Here is a 17545-nt window from a genome sequence, read left to right as displayed (position 1 = left end):
ATGGGGAATCTCCTCAGAGTCGACGAACTGCAGATCGAACTCATCACCGCCCGGGGCGTCATCCGCGCAGTCGACGGCGTGTCCTTCTGTATCGACGCCGGCGAAACCGTGACCATCATCGGTGAGTCGGGGTCGGGTAAATCGACCACCGCGATGGGCCTCCTCGGTCTGCTGCCCGACGACCTCGCCGTCCTCTCGGGCGCGGTCCGGTTCAAGGACTGCGACATCCTCGGACAGAAGAAGGCTCTCGCGAAGGTCCGGGGACGGCACATCGCCCTGATCCCGCAGGATCCGATGACGGCACTGAGCCCGGTGCACACCATCGGGGCCCAGCTGCGGGAGGCGGTGCGCCACAGCGGCATCACCGGGAAGGCGAAGGAAACCGCGCGGGCCGTGGAACTGCTCGAGCAGGTGCGGATCCAGAATCCGGCGGGCCAACTCGGGAAGTACCCCCACCAGTTGTCCGGCGGCATGCTGCAGCGTGTACTGATCGCCTGCTCGCTCGCGTCGGGTCCCGAACTGATCGTCGCCGACGAACCCACCAGCGCCCTCGACGTGACCGTGCAGGCGAGCATCCTCGACCTGCTGCTCGAACTGCAGGAGCGCACGGGCGTCGGACTGCTCGTCATCACCCACGACCTCGGCGTCGCTCGGTTGATGTCGGACCGCATCTACGTCATGAAGGACGGCCGGTTCGTCGAGAACGGCGGGGCCGAAGACCTCGTCCTCCATCCTCGCAGCGCCTACACCAAGAAGCTGCTCGACGCCGTGCCGCGGCTCGGCGACTACACCACGACCGTAGGAGCATCGACATGAGCGCACCGCTGCTGTCCGTCGAAGATCTCGTCGTCGAATACCCCGTCCCCGACGGTGTGTTCCGCGCGGTCGACACCGTCAGCTTCTCCGTGGACAAGGGTGCGACGCTCGCCGTCGTCGGCGAGTCCGGGTGCGGGAAATCGACCATCGCGAAGGCGATCGTCCGGCTCCTCACGCCCACGTCCGGCCGCATCCTCGTGGGCGGTGCCGACATCGCGCAATTGTCGGAGAAGGCGCTGCGTCCCTTCCGGTCCCGCGTGCAGATGGTCTTCCAGGACCCGTACGGATCTCTGGACCCGCACTTGACCGCCGTCGACATCGTCGGCGAACCCCTCCGCCTCCAAGGCGTCCGGAGCAAGCCCGAGCGAGCGCGCAGGGCGGCGGCGTTGATCGATCAGGTCGGCCTGCCCGCCACGGCGCTCCACCGTCGACCCGCCGAGTTCTCCGGCGGTCAGCGGCAACGCATCGGTATCGCCCGGGCTCTGGCGAGCGGACCGGAACTCCTCGTGTGCGACGAGGCCACCAGCGCGCTCGACGTGTCGGTGCAGGCTCAGGTGCTCGACCTCCTCCGCGAGATCCAGCACGACACCGGTCTGACCTACGTCTTCATTTCCCACAACCTCGGCGTCGTCCGCGAGATCAGCGACACCGTGATCGTCATGTCGCGCGGGCAGGTGGTCGAAAGCGGTTCCACCACCGATGTTCTCGAACGTCCCGCCGAGCCGTACACCCAGGCCCTCCGCGCCGCCGCGCTCGATCCCACCACCATGGTCGGGATCAAACCCCGTCACATCGTCTCGCGCCCGCCCGGCGCAACCGAGGTTCCCCGAACCGTATCCCGAGGAGTAGCTTGATGCCCGAACTCGACCTGACCTCACTCGTTCTCGGCACGATGACGTTCGGGGACACCGTCGACTTCGACGGTGCCGCCGCAATGGTCGACGCCGCGCTCGACGCCGGCATCACCCACGTCGACACCGCCAACGGCTACGCCGGCGGAGAGTCCGAACGCATCCTCGCCCGACTGCTGGGCACGCGTCGCGACCGTGTCACCCTCGCCACCAAGGCGGGAATGCCCCACCCCGACGCGGGCGGCAACTCTCCGCTGTCTCCCGCGGGCCTCCGGGCGAGCGTCGAGGCGAGCCTGAAGCGACTGGACACCGACTACGTCGACCTGTTCTATCTCCATCAGCCCGACCGGGCCACCCCCCTCGCCGACACTCTCTCCACCGTCGCCGATCTCGTGTCGGAGGGCAAGATCCGCGCGCTCGGTGTCTCCAACTTCGCGGCCTGGCAGATCGCGGAACTGAACCACACGGCCGACGCCGTCGGCGCGCCCCGCCCGATCGTGGCCCAGCAGCTGTACAACCTCCTGGCCCGGCGGATCGAGGAGGAGTACGTCGAATTCGCCGCGGTCACCGGACTGATCACGATGGTCTACAACCCACTCGGCGGCGGTCTCCTCACCGGACGGCACTCGTTCGACGCCCAGCCGGCCGACGGCCGCTTCGGTGATTCGCGGTTGGCGCAGATGTACAAGGAGCGGTACTGGAACACCGCGATCTTCGATGCGATCACGCAGTTGTCCGTGATCGCCGACAAGGCCGGCATCCCGCTCACCGAACTGGCTCTGCGCTGGCTCGTGTCCAAGCCCGCGGCGGGCCCGATCCTCCTCGGCGGATCCAAGGTGGCACAACTGCAGTCGAACATCGCCGCCGTCGCGAAGGGCACACTCGACAACGAACTGATCGACGCGTGCGACGAAGTGGGCAGCGCCCTGCGCGGACCCATGCCCAACTACAACCGCTAGGAGACATCGCCCCCATGAGCGCCCAGGAATTCGCCGCCCGACTCCGCGGCCGGGAACGGATCGTCGGCTATTGGTCCGTGATCGACAGCCCGGTGTCGACGGAATGGCTCGCCCACGTCGGCTGGGATTACATCGCCCTCGACCTCCAGCACGGCCTGATCGGATACTCCGGCATGGTCGCGGGGCTCACCGCCATCGACGCCTCAGGCTCAACGGTCGGCATGATCCGGGTCGAGTCGAACGATCCGACACCGATCGGCCGGGCACTCGACGCCGGCGCGGCGGGAGTGATCGTTCCGCTGGTGAACACCGCCGAGGAAGCTGCCCAGGCCGTTGCGGCCGGGACCTACCCGCCTGCCGGCGTTCGCTCGTACGGGCCGATGCGCTCCCAACTGCGGATCGGCCCGAACCCGGCGGACGCCAACCGCGACACGGTCGTCGTCGTGATGATCGAGACACCGCAGGGACTGGCGAGCGTGGAAGAGATCTGCGCCGTCCCCGGACTCGACGGGGTCTACGTCGGGCCGTCCGATCTGCGCCTCGCCGTGGGTGGTGCGCACCCGAACGATCCGAGCGTGGACGACGAGTTCGAGGCGGCCCTGGTCCGCGTCCGGGAGGCTGCCGCGGCGGCAGGCATCGCGGCGGGCATCCACACCCCCGACGGTGCGGTGGCGGCTCGCCGACTCGCCGAGGGATACACGTTCGCGACCGTCGCGTCCGACCTCACCCATCTCAAAGCCGCCTCTGCCGCGCATCTCAAAGCCGCGACCGGGGAACGATAGGCGCTCCGCGCCCGGAACGGTGCCGACACGAGGAAGATTCTGAATTCCTTGCCCGAGGGAGAGATGCAACGAAGGACCGAATCATGCCTGACATCATCGAGTTGATCTTCGACGACCACGAGTGGTTCCGACGACAGTTCGCCGCACTGGACGAATTGAAGGCTCACCGCCGGGTGGATGTCACTGCCGTCGAGGCGGTGTGGACGCCGTTGGCGAAACGCCTCGATCTGCACGCCGCGGCCGAGGAGGAAATCTTCTATCCGCAGCTGCTGCGTGTCGGCGAGGACGCGGAGGCGGAGGCGGAAACCCTCGACGCGATCGGGGACCACAACGACATCCGCGACGGCGTCCGTGCGGCGGCGGGGTTTCCCGTCCTCTCCGCGGAGTGGTGGGCGGCCGTCGGCCGAACGCGCCGGGCCAACGACGAGCACATGGCCGAGGAGGAACGCGAGGGGCTGGCTGACTTCCGGACCGCCCCGGGGGATCTTCGCGAGTCGCTCGGGCGGCGCTTCGCCGAATACTTCCTCGTGCACCGTTCCACGAGGGATGTGGACACCTCGGACAAAGATCCGAGAGAGTACGTCCGGGAGATCGAAGAGGACCTCGACGAGGGTAGCAGCGCGGGATCACTGCGAATCGGAAGTTTGAAGGGCCAGTAGCAACGCACTCCCCACATCACAGACCGCGCGGTCTGTGTTCTATAGTTCGGCGGTCCGCGGCATCGGGCCGACCGGTTCGTGGGGAGATGGGGTTGTGGTTCGAGTTTCCCGTCCGATGCCCGATGCGCTTCCCCCGATGTCGTTCGAGCGGACGGTGCCCCGCAGGTACGTGCATCGCCAGTCCGTGGCCGAGGTCTTCCTCACCGACTGCGTCTCGCTAGCGGGGCCGGATCAGTTCGTGGTCGCCGCGCAGTGGCCCCGCCTGCACGGCTTCTACCGCGCCCGCGGTGGGCGCTACGACACGATGCTGCTGGCGGAAACGCTCCGGCAGACTGCGATCTACCTGGGACACACCCGCTACTCCGTTCCGCTGCCGAACCGGTTCGTCATGCAGCACCTCCAGGTGCAGGCGGTGCCCGGAACGCTCGCGGTGGGCGCGGCGGCCGCCGACGTGGTCGTCGAGGTCACCGTGTCCGAGCACGTGTACCGCGGCGGTGCGCTGTCCGCGTTCCGCGTGGACCTGCGGTTCCGGCTCGGCGGACAGGACGTGGGCACCGCGACGGGTCACGCGGCCGTGTTTCCGCCGGCCGCGTACTCGCGGGCCCGGTGGGGTGAGCGCGGACCGCGGACGGTCGGGGCGCCGTGGTGCCCCGACCCCGTTCCGGCGGGGCTGGTCGGTCACGTCGACGACGCGCACGTGGTCCTGGGTCCCCGGTGTTCCGAGAACGAGTGGGAGTTGCGGATCGACGCCGCGCACCCCGTGCTGTTCGACCATCCCTGTGATCACATTCCCGGGATGCTTCTGCTCGAGGCATTGCGGCAGGCAGCCTACGCGCGGCTCGGCGTGTCCGAGGCGCACCTCGTGTCCCTGGGCGCCACGTTCCACCGTTTCGCCGAACTCGACGAGCGGGCCACGATCCGGCTGGATGTGGTCGACGACGGCGCGTTGTCGATCCGCGGAGCGCTCGTGCAGGGCGGCGTGGCGGTCGTGCGAGGAACCGCGGCGCTGGCCCCTACCGCGGTGAGCGCATGCGCGCGCTAATCGGCGTCGTCGGGTGTCCAGCGGGCCCGGCGGATCCGGGCGATGTCCTGATGCCGGGTCGCGGGCATGATCCCGGGGAGCAGGAACCCCCACATGTCGTCGACGCGTTGCTCGAGGTCGGTGCGCTGCGTCAACACCTGGGAGACGGTCTGGACGCCGGTGAAGGCGCCGATGACGAACCGCGCCAGCCTCGGCGGATCGATGTCCGGGAGGAGATCTCCCTGCTCGACGGCCCGCGTGGCGAGCATCTCGCAACTGTTGATCCAGTCGAGATAGGGATCGGCGGGGCCCTGGTCGTCGGCACTGAGTTCGAGGGTGATCCGGATACCGGCTCGCACGATCGGGTCGTTCACGATCTGCCGGGCCATCTCGTGACAGAGCATCACGATCTGCTCGATCGCCGAAACCTGCTCACGGCCGATCGCCTCGACCGACGCGATGGAGATCCGGTGTTGCTCACCGATGATGAACCGCGCGAGATCCTCTTTCGAGCGGAAATGGAAGTACAAGGCCCCCTTCGTGATTCCGGCGTTCTCGACGATGTTGCCGAGCCTGGCTCCTTCGAACCCCGACTTCTCGAACATCTCCGCCGCCCCGCGGACGATCTGCTGTCGGGTCGCCGCAGCACGCGCCTGCTGAACCACGTTCACACCTTTCCCTGCCGCACGAGAGAAGAACGATGACGATGAAAGCACGGACCACACGCCCATTGCCCGGAGAGACGGTACCAGCGTCGACCGCGACCGACGACGGTCGAACACCCTCCACGCCGGTCCGTGTCGCGGTGGTGGGAGCCACCGGCTTCGTCGGATCGGCCACCGTGACGGCACTGGCGTCGGCCGGAATCCACTGCACCGCGGTGGCGCGCACACCGTCACACACCGAGATTCCGGGCGTCGTGTCGGCCCGGGCGACTCTCGCCGATCCGGCGAGCCTCGAAAGGGCGCTCATCGGCGCCGATGTCGTGATCCATGCCGCCTCCTACACCGGGAACGACCCGGCGCAGTGCGTCGCCGTCAACGTCGAGGGCACCGAGAATCTGCTTGCCGCCGCGGCCCGAAACGGCATCGACCAGGTGATCTACGTCAGCACCATCGGCGTGTACGGGTCCGGGCCGCACAGCGGAATCGGCGAGTTCGAGGCCGCGCCCGCACCCGTCTCGGCACTGAGCGCGAGCAGGCTGACTGCCGAACACCGCGTCCTCGAACGGGGTGGTTGCGTCGTCCGGCCCGGATTCGTCCACGGCCACGGCGACCGCTGGTTCGTTCCCGGATTCACCCGGATCCTCGAGACGTTGGGGGCCTGGGTCGACGAGGGACGATCCCGGATCTCGATCATCGCGGTGAACGATCTCGCACGGCTCCTCGCCGGCCTCGCCGCGCAGTCCCCCGCGCGCCCCGGCGACGTATTCCATGCCTGCCATCCCGACCCGGTGTCCGTCCGCGAACTCGGTCAGGCACTCGCGGACTCGGGCCGTCTCCGACTGCCGGCCACGAGTCTCACCTTCGACGAAGCAGTCACCGCCGGTGCCCGGCACGGTCTGACCGAACGACACCTCGACCTGATCGGCCGCGACCACTGGTACGACCCTGCCCGCCTGTGGACTGCCTCTGGCGTCGGCGTCGGCGTCGGCGCCCTGCACCATTTCCCGTCCCGACGGTAGCCACTACCGCCCGGCCCGGGAGATCACCAGTTCGGTCGAGCTCACCACGAGATCGGGTTGCGAGAACTGAATGTAGTGGTCACTACCGGTCGCGAAGGTGTGCGGCGTCGCCGGTTCCAACGCGACGAGGTCGTCCTGCGCCTTCTCGTACACCCGGTTCACGTCCTCGGCGGGGAGACCGGGCAGCGACTGGAGTCCCGCGAACGATTCGGTCTTGGTCAGCACCGCCAGCGGCATCGGGGGCAGCGGGGGCGCGGACAGAACCTGCGCGACACTGGCGTCCAGGTCGACGCGCTCGGACTCGGGGCTGTGCATGGACGGTATGGGCAACTGGTCGATCGGTGGATTCAACAGTTCGTCGCGATAGCTGGGCCACTGGGGCCCGAACAACGCGGGCACGGTGGGGCTGAATGCGTCGACGAACACGACCCCGCGCACCTGATCGGGATGGGTGTGCGCGTAGAGGCGCACGATCAACCCGCCCAGCGAATGCCCGACCAGGATGTACGGCCCGGCCACCTCCCCAGCGCTCAGAACCGCCGACAGTTCCGCGACGATGTCCTCGGCCGTGCGCGGCTGCGGGACCGGAGAACTGCGGTCGGTCAGCGGAGTTCCCTCGACATATCGCACGGTGCCGGGCCGGTCGTACGCGCACACCCGATGCGAGGCGGAGACGCCCTCGAACACCGGCGGCCCCGCCGCCGAACCGATCACGCTCAGCACGTCGGATTGCGTCCACACATCCGAGGAATCGTGATACCCCGAGACCAGGACCACGGTCGGGTCGCCGTCACGGCTCTCGCCGCCGCACGTCAGATACACACTGCGGCCCCCTCCGATATCCACCGGGCCTGCAACGTCTCGCGCGGCAGCGTCATCGGAGTCCGACGCGCAGGACGAGACGGCCACCATCAGCGCGACGAGCACCCCCACCCAAAGCCGACGCGATCTCCGCACAACCGATCACCTCATCCCGAGCCGGGACTCATCACGCTCCTCCAGCGCCCAGCCGAGGTCAAGGCTCGACAACGGCCGTCACGGCGGGCACACGGAAGGGCCGGTCTTCGTCCGCAGCCCGCCGGTGAGGTGTATACCCAGATTGGAGATGATGTCCCCCACCTGACGGAGTGTCGAGATGGCCCTTCTCGCCGAGATCGTCGTGGATACCGAAGGCGACAGCCGGGTAGTGGTGCTGGTTCCGGTGATGTGGCTGTTCATCGCGGTCCTGGTCACGTTCGTCGTCACCCGGATCATCACCCGCCGAATCCGCGCGAAAACGGGAGCGGCGGAACCGGACGACGCGGTGGAGCCGGAAGGCGGTCTGATCGGCGACATCACCATCGGCGGCGTTCACGTTCACCACCAGGTCCTCGGGATCCTCCTCATGACTCTCGCCGGGGTGGCACTCATCGCCACCACCCCGGAGGGCACGGCGCTCAACGTCTTCGCGGCGGCGTTCGGAGTGGGCCTCGCGCTCACCTTCGACGAGTTCGCGCTGTGGGTGCACCTCGACGACGTGTACTGGAGCACTGCCGGCAGGAAGTCGGTGGACGCGATCTTCTGCGCGTTGATGATCACCGGTCTGATGATCGGAGGCGCCGAACTCGTGACCGGTCGGATCGGCACCACCGAATGGTGGGTGTCGATCGGTTACCTGTTCGTCACGCTCGGTATCTCGGTGATCTGCCTGCTGAAGGGGAAGTTCGTCACGGGGATCGTCGGGGTCGTGTTCCAGCCGGTCGCGATCGTCGGCGCGATCCGCCTGGCCAAACCCGATTCCTGGTGGGCGGTGCGCCGCTACCGGACCCGACCGCGGCGGATGGCCCGGTCCCAGGCACGTTTCGACGAGCGCTACCACGCCCGCTGGAACCGGGCGCGCGACTTCGTTGCCGGACCACCGGACCCGCATCATGCCGGCACGCAGGGCTAGTCTTCGTCCGCCGTCCGCGACCGCCCCATCATCTCCAGTCCCGCCATCGCCTTTTCGGCGCCCGCCTCGTCCACCTTCTCCATGGCGAATCCCATGTGGATGACGATCCAGTCGCCCGGTTCCAGGCTGACGTCCTCGGGCAGCATGCCGATGTTCACCTTGCGCTGTTCGCCGACGACGTCGACGAGCGCGAGTTGGTTGCCGTAGCCCTCCAGCATCCGCACGACCTGACCGGGAATACCGAGACACACGATTCAGCCCTCCGTCCCGTCCGGTTGCAGCGTTGCCGCGGAGTCGGACTCCAGCAGTTGGTCCACGACCTCGAACACCATGTCCACGGCCGGTCCGACGGCGGCCTCGACCCGCGGCGACAGCCCGATCCCCTCGCCGGTGTTCTCCACCTGGCAGCCGAGGACCACGGTCCGCGGCAGGGTTCCGCCGAGCGCGCGCAAGCTCGCGAACACCGCCCCCGGATCCATGCTGTGCGCGTCCAGCGGCGCCGCCGGGACGGAGTCGGAGCCCACCTCGAACGCCCTCAGCGCGCCGGGCTCACCGCGGTCGGGCACCGCGTCCACCAGCAGGAGAGCGCCCCACCCGTCGAGCAGCTCGTATGCCAGATGCGTTCCACGAATGCCGAAATCGACGGCGCGAACTCCCGGCGGCAGCGACCTGGCCGCGACCCCGCGCAGTACCTCGGGCCCGAAACCGTCGTCGCCGAAGAAGATGTTGCCTACACCGGCAACCAGAACTCGCCTGCCCACCGTCACGTGCGTCTCACATTTTCCGGATACGCAGATATCGCCTGATATCGGGAATCGCGATGACGGCGATCGCGACGCCCGCGACCGCAACCAACGCCAGAGCCGCGGTAGTCATCTCTCCGAGAATCTTCATGGCTGTCCATCCTTTCCGGTGTCTGCCGAGACCGGCTCCACCTCGTCCGGGGCGAAGTACAGATACCGTCCGTACCACTCGTGCAACTCCGACGCGGGGTCGTCCACCAGCACGACCCCGACGTGGGTGCCACCGTCGACGTCGGCGTGCACGGTCACCACGCGAGCCAGCTGTCCCGCGAAGAACAGGTCCTGGGCGTCGGCGCGCCGCGACGGGTGGATCCGCACGACGGTGCCCTTCGCCACCCGGATGCCGTTCACGATCACGCCGTCGACGTCCGGGCGTACGGCGGTGTCGGCGTCCGGATCCCACCACGGCATGTCGTCGGTCAGTTCCGGGACGAGCCCCATGTCGGGGAGGCCCGGGTCCGGGAGGTGCGGGTCCGGGAGGTGCGGGTCCGGGAGGTGCGGGTCCGGGAGGTGCGGGTCTCGCAGGATGCCGTGCATCTGGGCGAGCGTCGCCGGCGACATCTGCTCGCACCGGTCGATGATCTGGGCGGCGAGCGGGTCGGTGGCGCGGGCCTGCCGCTTCTCCTCCTCGGTGAGGGTCATGACGCGCAGTGTGAGGATTTCGTCGATCTCGGTGGCGTCGAACAGTGCCCCGTCGCTCTGCTCGGCCACCTCCGGGTGGTCGTACAGGATGATCGGCGACACCAGGACGAGGTCCGTCTCCCCCGGCAGCCCGGCCAGCACCGGGTAGCACCGTTCGTGCGCGCACGTGCCCGCGAGTTGCGCCGCCTCCGAGGGAGGTTCGAGGAGTGAGACGAACTCGGTATTCTCGGCCGCCAGGATCAGGTGGGCGCCGATCAGGGACTGCCGGATCGCCGAGTCCTTGTCCCAGCCGGCAACGTCCTGCGCGGTGGTCGTGTTCTCGACGGACACCCGCACGCGGTTCAGCCCGTCGACGCTGTCGCTCCCCACCGTCACGACGGCGTGTGCGGGCCATCGAGTGCGCACCACGCGGCCGGCGAGGGATCCGTCCTCGTCCCGCAGTTCCTCCACCTGGGTGCCGCCGTCGATGTGAACGTCGAGGTTGCGTTCGCCCGGCCACTGCGCGGGGTGCTGGATGCCGAGATCGAATTCGCGCTCCACCGCCTCGTCCCAGCTGAGCCAGCTCGCGCCCGCGACGGTCAGTTCGTCGACGGGAACGAACTCCGCCGAGTCCGCGACCGCGCGTTCGATGCTGCGCACCTGGAGCTGCAGGAATCGGAGGGTGACGTTCACCCCCGCACCGTCGCCGGCCCGCATCAGGGTCTGGCAGGACATGCGTGGTGCTTCGCCGATCCCCGACTCGGCCGCACCCGACGGTCCGAGGACGCCGAACTGCCACCGCGACTGGTTCTTCGACGAACTCGCACGATACGGATACAGCAGGTAGCCCTCGTACAGGACCGCGTCGGCCACGGCACGTACTCGCTGCAGGGACGCCGGGGAGATCATGCGATCACCTCCCCGGCTCCCTGCAGCAGGTCCGAAATGGCGACGTCCAGGCCGATCAGCCCGTGCGCCGCCTTGTAGCGCGCCAGCGCTGCGAGGGTGTCGTGGTCGAGGCGCACCCACCCCGTGTTCGGGTAGTGCGCCTGAACAAGTTCGCGCCACACCGACACCGGCAGGTCGTAGGTCGACTCGCGGTCCCACGGGATCCGTTCCACACCGAAACCGGCGACCCCGCGGGTGAAGACCGTTCCGCTGAACAGGAACACCAGCGGCACCGTCGACCCGGCCTCGTCCAGGGCGTGCAGATACTTCGACGCCGTCACCTCGAAGTCGTACGTGCACGGCAGCGGCAACTCCACCACGCTGGACCCGGTGAACCCCTGGGCCACGGTGCTGGTCTGCATCCACTGGAACGGTTTGAGTGTGGACGTCCACCGCTCACGGGGCCCGAACAGGTCGAGGAGGCCCACCGCCTCGCCGTCCGTGTAGCGGCGGCGCTGGGGGTCGATACGGACCTGGCACCGGACGGCCATCGCGTGCACGACGGCATCGCTGGACTCCGTCACTTCCACTCGCGCAGTGAGATTCGGCGCAACCGCGAACGGTTCCGGAAACACGTCCTCCACGTGGAACGACAGCTCGGTCACGTCGGCTCCTTCGCGACGCGACTGCGCGCACGCACCGTCTCGAAGAACGTGTCGATGACCCGGCGGGCGTCCTGGCCGCCGTCGAACCCCCGCCACACCTGCCGCAGTTCGCCGACCAGTTGGTAGCAGGCGTCGATGGGGACGAGGTAACACTCGGGGTCGCCGCCGCCGCGCTCCGGGATCCGCAGCAGCAACGCCTCCGTGTCGGCGGACAGCCGTCCGAGCGCCGGGTTCGCCGCGAGGACGCTGTCCCAGGCGTCGAGTGGCAGCTCCGACTCGGTGGCACCTGCCGGGCCGGGATAGAACGCGACGGTCTTGCCCAGCAGGGAGTTCCGGAACACGAACGCGAGCCCGACGGGGATCTCCAGTTCGTCCCAGCGTCCCGGTGCGAGTTCGAAGTCGGGGAACGACAGGTAGCGTTCCGGGACGGCCCGGAAGCGCAGTTCGGCGCTCTCGTCGGTGAACAGCAGGTAGCACCCACGGCACACGCACATCAGTTGCCTGTCCTGGACGTTCACGACGTGCTGATGGGCGTCGGCGATCGGCACGGCGCACATGTCGCACCGCTCCCCGACCACCGGTGTGGGCCGCTCGGACGCGATGCGCTGCAGTATGCGCAGTCCGTTCCCCGACGGGCTCATCACGCCACCTCCGCGGCCGGCACCGCGACGGAGACGACGCCGTCACGCACGAGGACCGGAAGCGGCGACAGCGTTTCGGCGTCCGCGTCACCGTCGAGGCGCAGGCCCGCCCGGCGCGGGTCGAAGTGCGCCCGGCACGACGGGCAGCGCAGCACCGCGTCTCCCACCTGCCCACCCGCCTTGCGTTGCAGCGTGGCCCCGGCCAGCGAGTTGGTGCAGGCGGCGCACCGGTCGCGGTAGGCGAACAACTGCTCCCCGATCCGGCACACCAGAATCGGTAGCCCGGCAACGGAGAATCCCGCCACCTCCCCGGGCGTGAGCTCCTCGAGTTCGGGCACCGACACCCACGTCCCGGTGCCGCTCGACCCGTCCGATCCGTCCGGATGAACATGGGAGAACAGCGATTCCGCGGCGATCAGCCCGGATCCTGCGGCGGGCGTGGCACCCACCACCTCGATGTCCACGGTCTCCGGTGCGGCAGCCAGTACGGCGTCCTTGACTGCCAATTCCAGCGTCACCGCCGACGACGGACAGCTCTTACAGCTGCCGGTCAACCGAAGCCGCACCACACCGTCCACCACGCCGAGCAATTCGACGTCACCGCCATGGGAGCCCAGGTAGGGGCGCACACTGTCGAGCGCGGTCGCGACCCTCGTCTCGACATCGTGCGGATGGAGTCCGTTCACCAGCAGCAGGCTGGCCACGAGTTCGTCGTCGGCGAGCCGCTCGACGAGGTCGTCGTCGCGGTCACCGATGATCTCGAGGACGCGCTGCAACCCGGCGCCATAGAGTTCGACCACCTCACGGACCAGTTGCTCGGCGCGATCACGTGCCACCGAGCCACCTGTCGAACTCGCGTCCAACAGGCTGTCGATCCTCTCGCCGGCTGTCCGCCACCGATCGGGGTCGTCTCCTACTTCGTCACTCCCCCACGTCTCCGATCCGCCACTCTCCATGCGTACCTCGTCACTCGCCGGTCACGGACTGGGTGGGCGAATGCAGCTTCTCCAGCGTCTTCCCCTCACCGAGATACATGTGCACACCGCAGGGCAGGCAGGGGTCGAAACTGCGGACGGTCCGCATGATGTCGATACCCTTGAAGTGCTCCCGGTCGTTCTCCTCGAAGATCGGCTGACCCTGCACCGCGTCCTCGTACGGGCCCGGTGTCCCGAAGCTGTCGCGAGGGTTGGCGTTCCACGGGGTCGGCGGATACGGGTGATAGTTCGCGATCTTGCCGTCGCGAATCACCATGTGGTGCGACAGGACACCGCGTACCGCCTCCGTGAATCCGCAGCCGATGCCCTCGTCGGGGACCTCGAACTTCTCCCACGTCTTCGTGTGCCCCGCCCGGATCTCGGCGAGCGCCTTCTCCGCGAAGTGCAGCGCACACGCCGCCGCGTACGCCTGGAAGTAGGTCCGCGCCCGGTCACGCTCGATGGTGTTGCTGCCGTACTGCGGGATCTTCCACTCGAACTCGACCGGGCCCTTCAGCGCGGTCTTCGGCAGGTTGATCTTCACGCTGTGACCGGTCGACTGCACGTACCCGATGTCGACGAGGCCGGCGAGGGCGGTACTCCAGAGCCTGGCCAGCGGTCCGCCGCCGGTGTCCAGCGCGAGGTGGTCGGTGCCGTCGAACCATCGCGGCGACATCACCCAGCTGTACTTGTCCTCCATGTCGCGTTTCTGCGGGTGTGGGTTGGTGTGCTGGTTCCACGGATGCCTGCGGTCGACCGGGTTCCCGAGCGGATCGTTCTTCACGAACATCTCCTGGTCGGTCCAGTCGTCGTAATACGAACTGCCCAGCAGGATTCGGATGCCCAGATTGATGTCGACGAGGGACGTCGTGATCAGTTTGCCGTCCACCACGATGCCGGGCGTCACGAACATGGCCCGTCCCCACTTCTCCATGTCCTTGTAGGAGAAGTTGCACACCGCGGGATCCTGGAAGGACCCCCAGCAGCCGAGGAGAGTCCGGCGCAGGCCGACCTTCTCGTAGCCGGGCAAGGCCTCGTAGAAGAAGTCGAACAGGTCGTCGTGCATGGGGACGACCTTCTTCATGAACTCCACGTAGCGCATCAGACGCGTCGTGTAGTCGGTCATCAATTGGATCGTCGCGACCGTGCCCACACCACCCGGATACAGGGTGGACGGATGGACGTGCCGACCTTCCATGAGGCAGAACATCTCTCGCGTCCACCGGCTGACCTGCAACGCCTCCCGATAGAACTCACCGGTGAACGGGTTGAGCGAACGCATGATGTCGGCGATGGTCTTGTAGCCGTGCTCGCCGGCGTGCGGCGCCTCGGTCTTCTCGGCCTGCGCGAGCACCCCCGGATTGGTCTCGGAGACCATCTTCTCGCAGAAGTCCACACCGACGAGGTTCTCCTGAAAGATGTTGTGGTCGAACATGTATTCCGCGGCCTCGCCGAGGTTGACGATCCACTCGCCGATGTGCGGCGGCTGCACGCCGTAGGCCATGTTCTGGGTGTAACACGAACACGTCGCGTGGTTGTCACCACAGATACCGCAGATGCGGCTCGTGATGAAGTGGGCGTCGCGGGGATCTTTGCCCTTCATGAAGATCGAATAGCCACGGAAGATCGACGAGGTGCTGTGACACTCCACGACTTCCTTCTGCTTGAAGTCGATCTTCGTGTAAATGCCCAGGCTGCCCACGATGCGCGTGATCGGATCCCACGCCATCTCGACCAGGCCGTCGGATTCCGACTTGTGCGAAGGTTCCGGAATGATCGTTGTCATCGACGTACCTCTCAGTGTTCGAGGCCGGCGGACTACCGCCCGAGACCCCGAGCGGGACTACCAGGTGCGTGTGGCGCCCGTGGTCAGTTTCGTACCGCGACTGCGCCAGTGCGGCTCTTTGTCCAAGGTGGTCTTGGTGATCTTGCGGAGGCTCCGAATGGCGGATCCGTACAGTCCGGACGCCGCGGTGGAGATCTTGCCGCCCGGGGGTTCGTCCATGAACGGCATGAACTTGTCCGGGAAGCCCGGCATCGTGCACCCGATGCAGATACCGCCCACATTCGGACACCCACCGACACCGTTGATCCAGCCCCGCTTCGGGACGTTGCACTTGACGACAGGACCCCAGCACCCCAGCTTCACGATGCACTTGGGTGAGCCGTACTCGGTGGCGAAGTCACCCTGCTCGTAGTAGCCGGCGCGGTCGCAGCCCTCGTGCACCGTGGCCCCGAACAGCCATTGCGGACGCAAAGCGTCGTCGAGCGGAATCATGGGCGCCTGCTCGGTCGCCATGTAGAGGAGATACGTCAGCGTCTCCGACAGATTGTCCGGTTGGATCGGGCAACCGGGAACGCAGACGATCGGGATGCCCGCCTTCGACTTCCAATCCCAGCCGAGGTAATCGGGAACGCCCATCGCACCGGTCGGATTGCCCGCCATCGCGTGGATACCGCCGTACGTGGCGCACGTCCCCGCCGCGACGATCGCCGTCGCCTTCGGAGCGAGACGATCGAGCCACTCACTCGTCGTCACCGGCTGGCCAGTCTCGGGGTTGTTGCCGAAACCGCACCAGTAACCCTCGTCGTGAAGTTGCTCGTTCGGGATGGAACCCTCCACCACCAGCACGAACGGTTCGAGTTCGCCGCGATCCGCCTTCCAGAACCACTCCAGGAAGTCGTCGGCGCCGCCCTCCGGGCCGTTCTCGAAGTCGATCAGCGGCCAGTGCACGGCCACTTTGGGCAGACCCGGCAGGGCTCCCAGAGCAATCTCCTCGACACTGGGCTGCGTCGCAGCCGTCAAGGCCACCGAATCGCCGTCGCAACTGAGTCCCGCATTGATCCACAGCACGTGAATCAGGGTGTCCTCGGCGTTGATTGCTTCCTGTGTCGGCATATCAGGTCGCTTTCCGGAGTGAACACAACTCCTGTCGCCACCGGAGTCGACCGTCGGCCCACCTGTGTGGCGCTGATATTTATTTAGCTCCGCCGCCGAGCGGATGTCAACGGTCCTCGGCGCGTCGCACCGCGCAGTTCGACCCCGTCGTGTAATGGCGTCATTGCTTCGCAATCCAGTCGTACCACTGCGCAATGCCCTGACCCGTCGTCGCCGACAGCGTGATCATCCGAAGGTCGGGGTTCACGGACCGCGCATACTTCGTGCAGAGGTCGACGTCGAAGTCCACGTACGGCAACAGGTCCGCCTTGTTCACGATCACCAGGTTCGCCGCCGCGAACATGTGCGGATACTTGAGCGGCTTGTCCGTCCCCTCGGTCACCGAGATCACCACCACCCTGCTCTTCTCACCGAGATCGAACAGGGCCGGACAGACGAGATTCCCCACGTTCTCGATGAACAGCAGCGAGTTCGGCTCGGGGTCGAGGGCGGTCAACGCGTCCCGCATCATCTCGGCTTCGAGATGACACCCGGCGCCCGTATTCACCTGCACCACAGCACATCCCGTCGCCTTGATGCGGTTGGCGTCGAGCATCGTCTCCTGGTCGCCCTCCACCACCGAGACCCGTCGCTGCCCACCGATGTCGGCGATCGTCCGTTCGAGAAGCGTCGTCTTCCCCGACCCCGGCGAGCTCATCACGTTCAGGGCGAGCACCCCGCGGCCGGCCAGCCAGCCCCGGTTGCGCTCCGCCATGAGGTCGTTCTTCGCCAGCACCTTCTGCTCGAGGGTGACCGTCTCGGTCGCGTGCTCGTGGGGGTGTTCGTGGGGGTGTTCGTGAGTGTGGTCGTGGTCGTGCGGGTGCTCGTGGTCGTGCGGGTGCTCGTGGTCGTGTGGGTGCTCGTGGTCGTGTGGGTGCTCGTGGGGCACCGTGATCCTCGTTCCGGTCTCGTCTCCGCATCCACAGGTGGTACACATTTGCGTCAGCTCACTTCCATCGAGAGGATTCGTAGTTCCCGACCCGACGTGACCTCCACGTCCGCACTTCCGCACGGGCACAGCAACACCAGGTCCGTGAGCGCGAAATCCTCGCCGCACTCACGGCAGTGCGCACCGCCCGGGGTGTGGTCGATGTCGAGACGGGCACCGTGCGCGACGGTCCCTTCGGTGACCAGTTCGAAACAGAACTGCATCGAATCGGCGACCACGGCCGTCAACGCCCCCACCTGCACACGCACACTGTGGACCGTCCGTCCCGCGGCGGTCTCGCAGACGGCGTCGACGACACTCTGGGTGATTGCCAACTCGTGCATCACGGCCCCGTTCAGGACTCGTCACCTGTGATTCGAGCGTA

At 67.3% G+C, this 17545-nt stretch carries 21 protein-coding genes; 8 read left to right on the top strand and 13 right to left on the bottom strand.

Annotated elements, in window-relative coordinates:
• From DTA22_RS12785 to DTA22_RS12760, 6 genes are all read left to right on the top strand, one after another.
• Window positions 1-816, top strand: a complete 816-nt coding sequence (locus DTA22_RS12785; RefSeq protein ID WP_112299643.1) for an ABC transporter ATP-binding protein — start codon at window positions 1-3, stop codon at window positions 814-816.
• Window positions 813-1670: an ATP-binding cassette domain-containing protein gene (locus tag DTA22_RS12780; protein ID WP_112299642.1), complete on the top strand. Its 858-nt coding sequence runs from the start codon at window positions 813-815 to the stop codon at window positions 1668-1670. The genes DTA22_RS12785 and DTA22_RS12780 overlap by 4 nt, the downstream gene beginning before the upstream one ends.
• Window positions 1670-2626 (top strand): aldo/keto reductase, encoded by a 957-nt coding sequence (locus DTA22_RS12775; protein ID WP_112299641.1) that lies wholly within the window; start codon window positions 1670-1672, stop codon window positions 2624-2626. Before DTA22_RS12780 ends, DTA22_RS12775 begins: the two co-directional genes overlap by 1 nt.
• 14 nt (window positions 2627-2640) lie before the next feature.
• Complete coding sequence (locus DTA22_RS12770) at window positions 2641-3408, top strand: HpcH/HpaI aldolase family protein (protein WP_112299640.1); 768 nt, start codon at window positions 2641-2643, stop codon at window positions 3406-3408.
• An 83-nt stretch (window positions 3409-3491) separates the two neighbouring features.
• Window positions 3492-4067 carry a hemerythrin domain-containing protein gene (locus DTA22_RS12765; protein WP_037241786.1) on the top strand — a complete coding sequence of 192 codons (576 nt, stop codon included), beginning with the start codon at window positions 3492-3494 and terminating at the stop codon, window positions 4065-4067.
• A gap of 94 nt (window positions 4068-4161) precedes the next feature.
• The gene (locus DTA22_RS12760) at window positions 4162-5109 is read left to right on the top strand and encodes a ScbA/BarX family gamma-butyrolactone biosynthesis protein (protein WP_052033676.1); all 948 of its coding nucleotides are present in this window, start codon (window positions 4162-4164) and stop codon (window positions 5107-5109) included.
• On the opposite strand, the gene DTA22_RS12755 is transcribed toward DTA22_RS12760, so the two are convergent.
• Entirely contained in the window at window positions 5106-5753 is a 648-nt protein-coding gene (locus DTA22_RS12755) for a ScbR family autoregulator-binding transcription factor (RefSeq protein ID WP_005244660.1), read from the bottom strand. The two genes, DTA22_RS12760 and DTA22_RS12755, sit on opposite strands and share 4 nt — an antisense overlap.
• Window positions 5754-5788: 35 nt before the next feature.
• Between DTA22_RS12755 and DTA22_RS12750 the strand changes: the two genes are divergently transcribed.
• Window positions 5789-6772 (top strand): NAD-dependent epimerase/dehydratase family protein, encoded by a 984-nt coding sequence (locus DTA22_RS12750; RefSeq protein ID WP_112299639.1) that lies wholly within the window; start codon window positions 5789-5791, stop codon window positions 6770-6772.
• A gap of 3 nt (window positions 6773-6775) precedes the next feature.
• Here the strand turns inward: DTA22_RS12750 and DTA22_RS12745 are convergent, their stop codons facing one another.
• A complete protein-coding gene (locus tag DTA22_RS12745) occupies window positions 6776-7729 on the bottom strand; it encodes an alpha/beta fold hydrolase (protein ID WP_128970054.1) in 954 nt (317 codons plus the stop codon).
• A gap of 178 nt (window positions 7730-7907) precedes the next feature.
• On the opposite strand from DTA22_RS12745, the gene DTA22_RS12740 reads away from it, so the two are divergent.
• On the top strand, window positions 7908-8702 hold the full coding sequence (locus tag DTA22_RS12740) for a hypothetical protein (protein WP_037241796.1): 795 nt from the start codon (window positions 7908-7910) through the stop codon (window positions 8700-8702).
• Here DTA22_RS12740 and DTA22_RS12735 read toward each other — a convergent pair.
• The 11 genes from DTA22_RS12735 to hypA form a co-directional block, all read right to left on the bottom strand.
• On the bottom strand, window positions 8699-8953 hold the full coding sequence (locus DTA22_RS12735) for a HypC/HybG/HupF family hydrogenase formation chaperone (RefSeq protein ID WP_005244670.1): 255 nt from the start codon (window positions 8951-8953) through the stop codon (window positions 8699-8701). The genes DTA22_RS12740 and DTA22_RS12735 overlap by 4 nt on opposite strands.
• Window positions 8954-8956: 3 nt before the next feature.
• On the bottom strand, window positions 8957-9469 hold the full coding sequence (locus tag DTA22_RS12730) for a hydrogenase maturation protease (protein WP_112299637.1): 513 nt from the start codon (window positions 9467-9469) through the stop codon (window positions 8957-8959).
• A 7-nt stretch (window positions 9470-9476) separates the two neighbouring features.
• A complete protein-coding gene (locus DTA22_RS37145; protein WP_397517833.1) occupies window positions 9477-9596 on the bottom strand; it encodes a DUF6893 family small protein in 120 nt (39 codons plus the stop codon).
• Window positions 9593-11035 carry a hypothetical protein gene (locus tag DTA22_RS12725; protein ID WP_112299636.1) on the bottom strand — a complete coding sequence of 481 codons (1443 nt, stop codon included), beginning with the start codon at window positions 11033-11035 and terminating at the stop codon, window positions 9593-9595. The genes DTA22_RS37145 and DTA22_RS12725 overlap by 4 nt, the downstream gene beginning before the upstream one ends.
• A complete protein-coding gene (locus tag DTA22_RS12720) occupies window positions 11032-11679 on the bottom strand; it encodes a DUF6084 family protein (protein WP_112299635.1) in 648 nt (215 codons plus the stop codon). The genes DTA22_RS12725 and DTA22_RS12720 overlap by 4 nt, the downstream gene beginning before the upstream one ends.
• Window positions 11676-12320, bottom strand: a complete 645-nt coding sequence (locus tag DTA22_RS12715; RefSeq protein ID WP_112299634.1) for a DUF5947 family protein — start codon at window positions 12318-12320, stop codon at window positions 11676-11678. The genes DTA22_RS12720 and DTA22_RS12715 overlap by 4 nt, the downstream gene beginning before the upstream one ends.
• Entirely contained in the window at window positions 12320-13276 is a 957-nt protein-coding gene (locus DTA22_RS12710; RefSeq protein ID WP_052033678.1) for a NifU family protein, read from the bottom strand. Before DTA22_RS12710 ends, DTA22_RS12715 begins: the two co-directional genes overlap by 1 nt.
• A 10-nt stretch (window positions 13277-13286) precedes the next feature.
• The gene (locus tag DTA22_RS12705; protein ID WP_037241807.1) at window positions 13287-15080 is read right to left on the bottom strand and encodes a nickel-dependent hydrogenase large subunit; all 1794 of its coding nucleotides are present in this window, start codon (window positions 15078-15080) and stop codon (window positions 13287-13289) included.
• A 57-nt stretch (window positions 15081-15137) separates the two neighbouring features.
• The gene (locus DTA22_RS12700; protein WP_005244678.1) at window positions 15138-16193 is read right to left on the bottom strand and encodes an NADH-quinone oxidoreductase subunit B family protein; all 1056 of its coding nucleotides are present in this window, start codon (window positions 16191-16193) and stop codon (window positions 15138-15140) included.
• A 160-nt stretch (window positions 16194-16353) separates the two neighbouring features.
• On the bottom strand, window positions 16354-17169 hold the full coding sequence (gene hypB, locus DTA22_RS12695) for a hydrogenase nickel incorporation protein HypB (RefSeq protein WP_112299633.1): 816 nt from the start codon (window positions 17167-17169) through the stop codon (window positions 16354-16356).
• 5 nt (window positions 17170-17174) lie between these two features.
• On the bottom strand, window positions 17175-17504 hold the full coding sequence (gene hypA, locus DTA22_RS12690) for a hydrogenase maturation nickel metallochaperone HypA (protein ID WP_005244680.1): 330 nt from the start codon (window positions 17502-17504) through the stop codon (window positions 17175-17177).
• Between the last annotated feature and the right edge of the window lie 41 nt (window positions 17505-17545).

The organism is Rhodococcus wratislaviensis, assembly GCF_900455735.1.
In the GTDB taxonomy this organism is placed as follows: domain Bacteria; phylum Actinomycetota; class Actinomycetes; order Mycobacteriales; family Mycobacteriaceae; genus Rhodococcus_F; species Rhodococcus_F wratislaviensis.
Note: the sequence above shows the minus strand (reverse complement) of the source record. Positions and strands in the feature narration are given on the sequence as shown.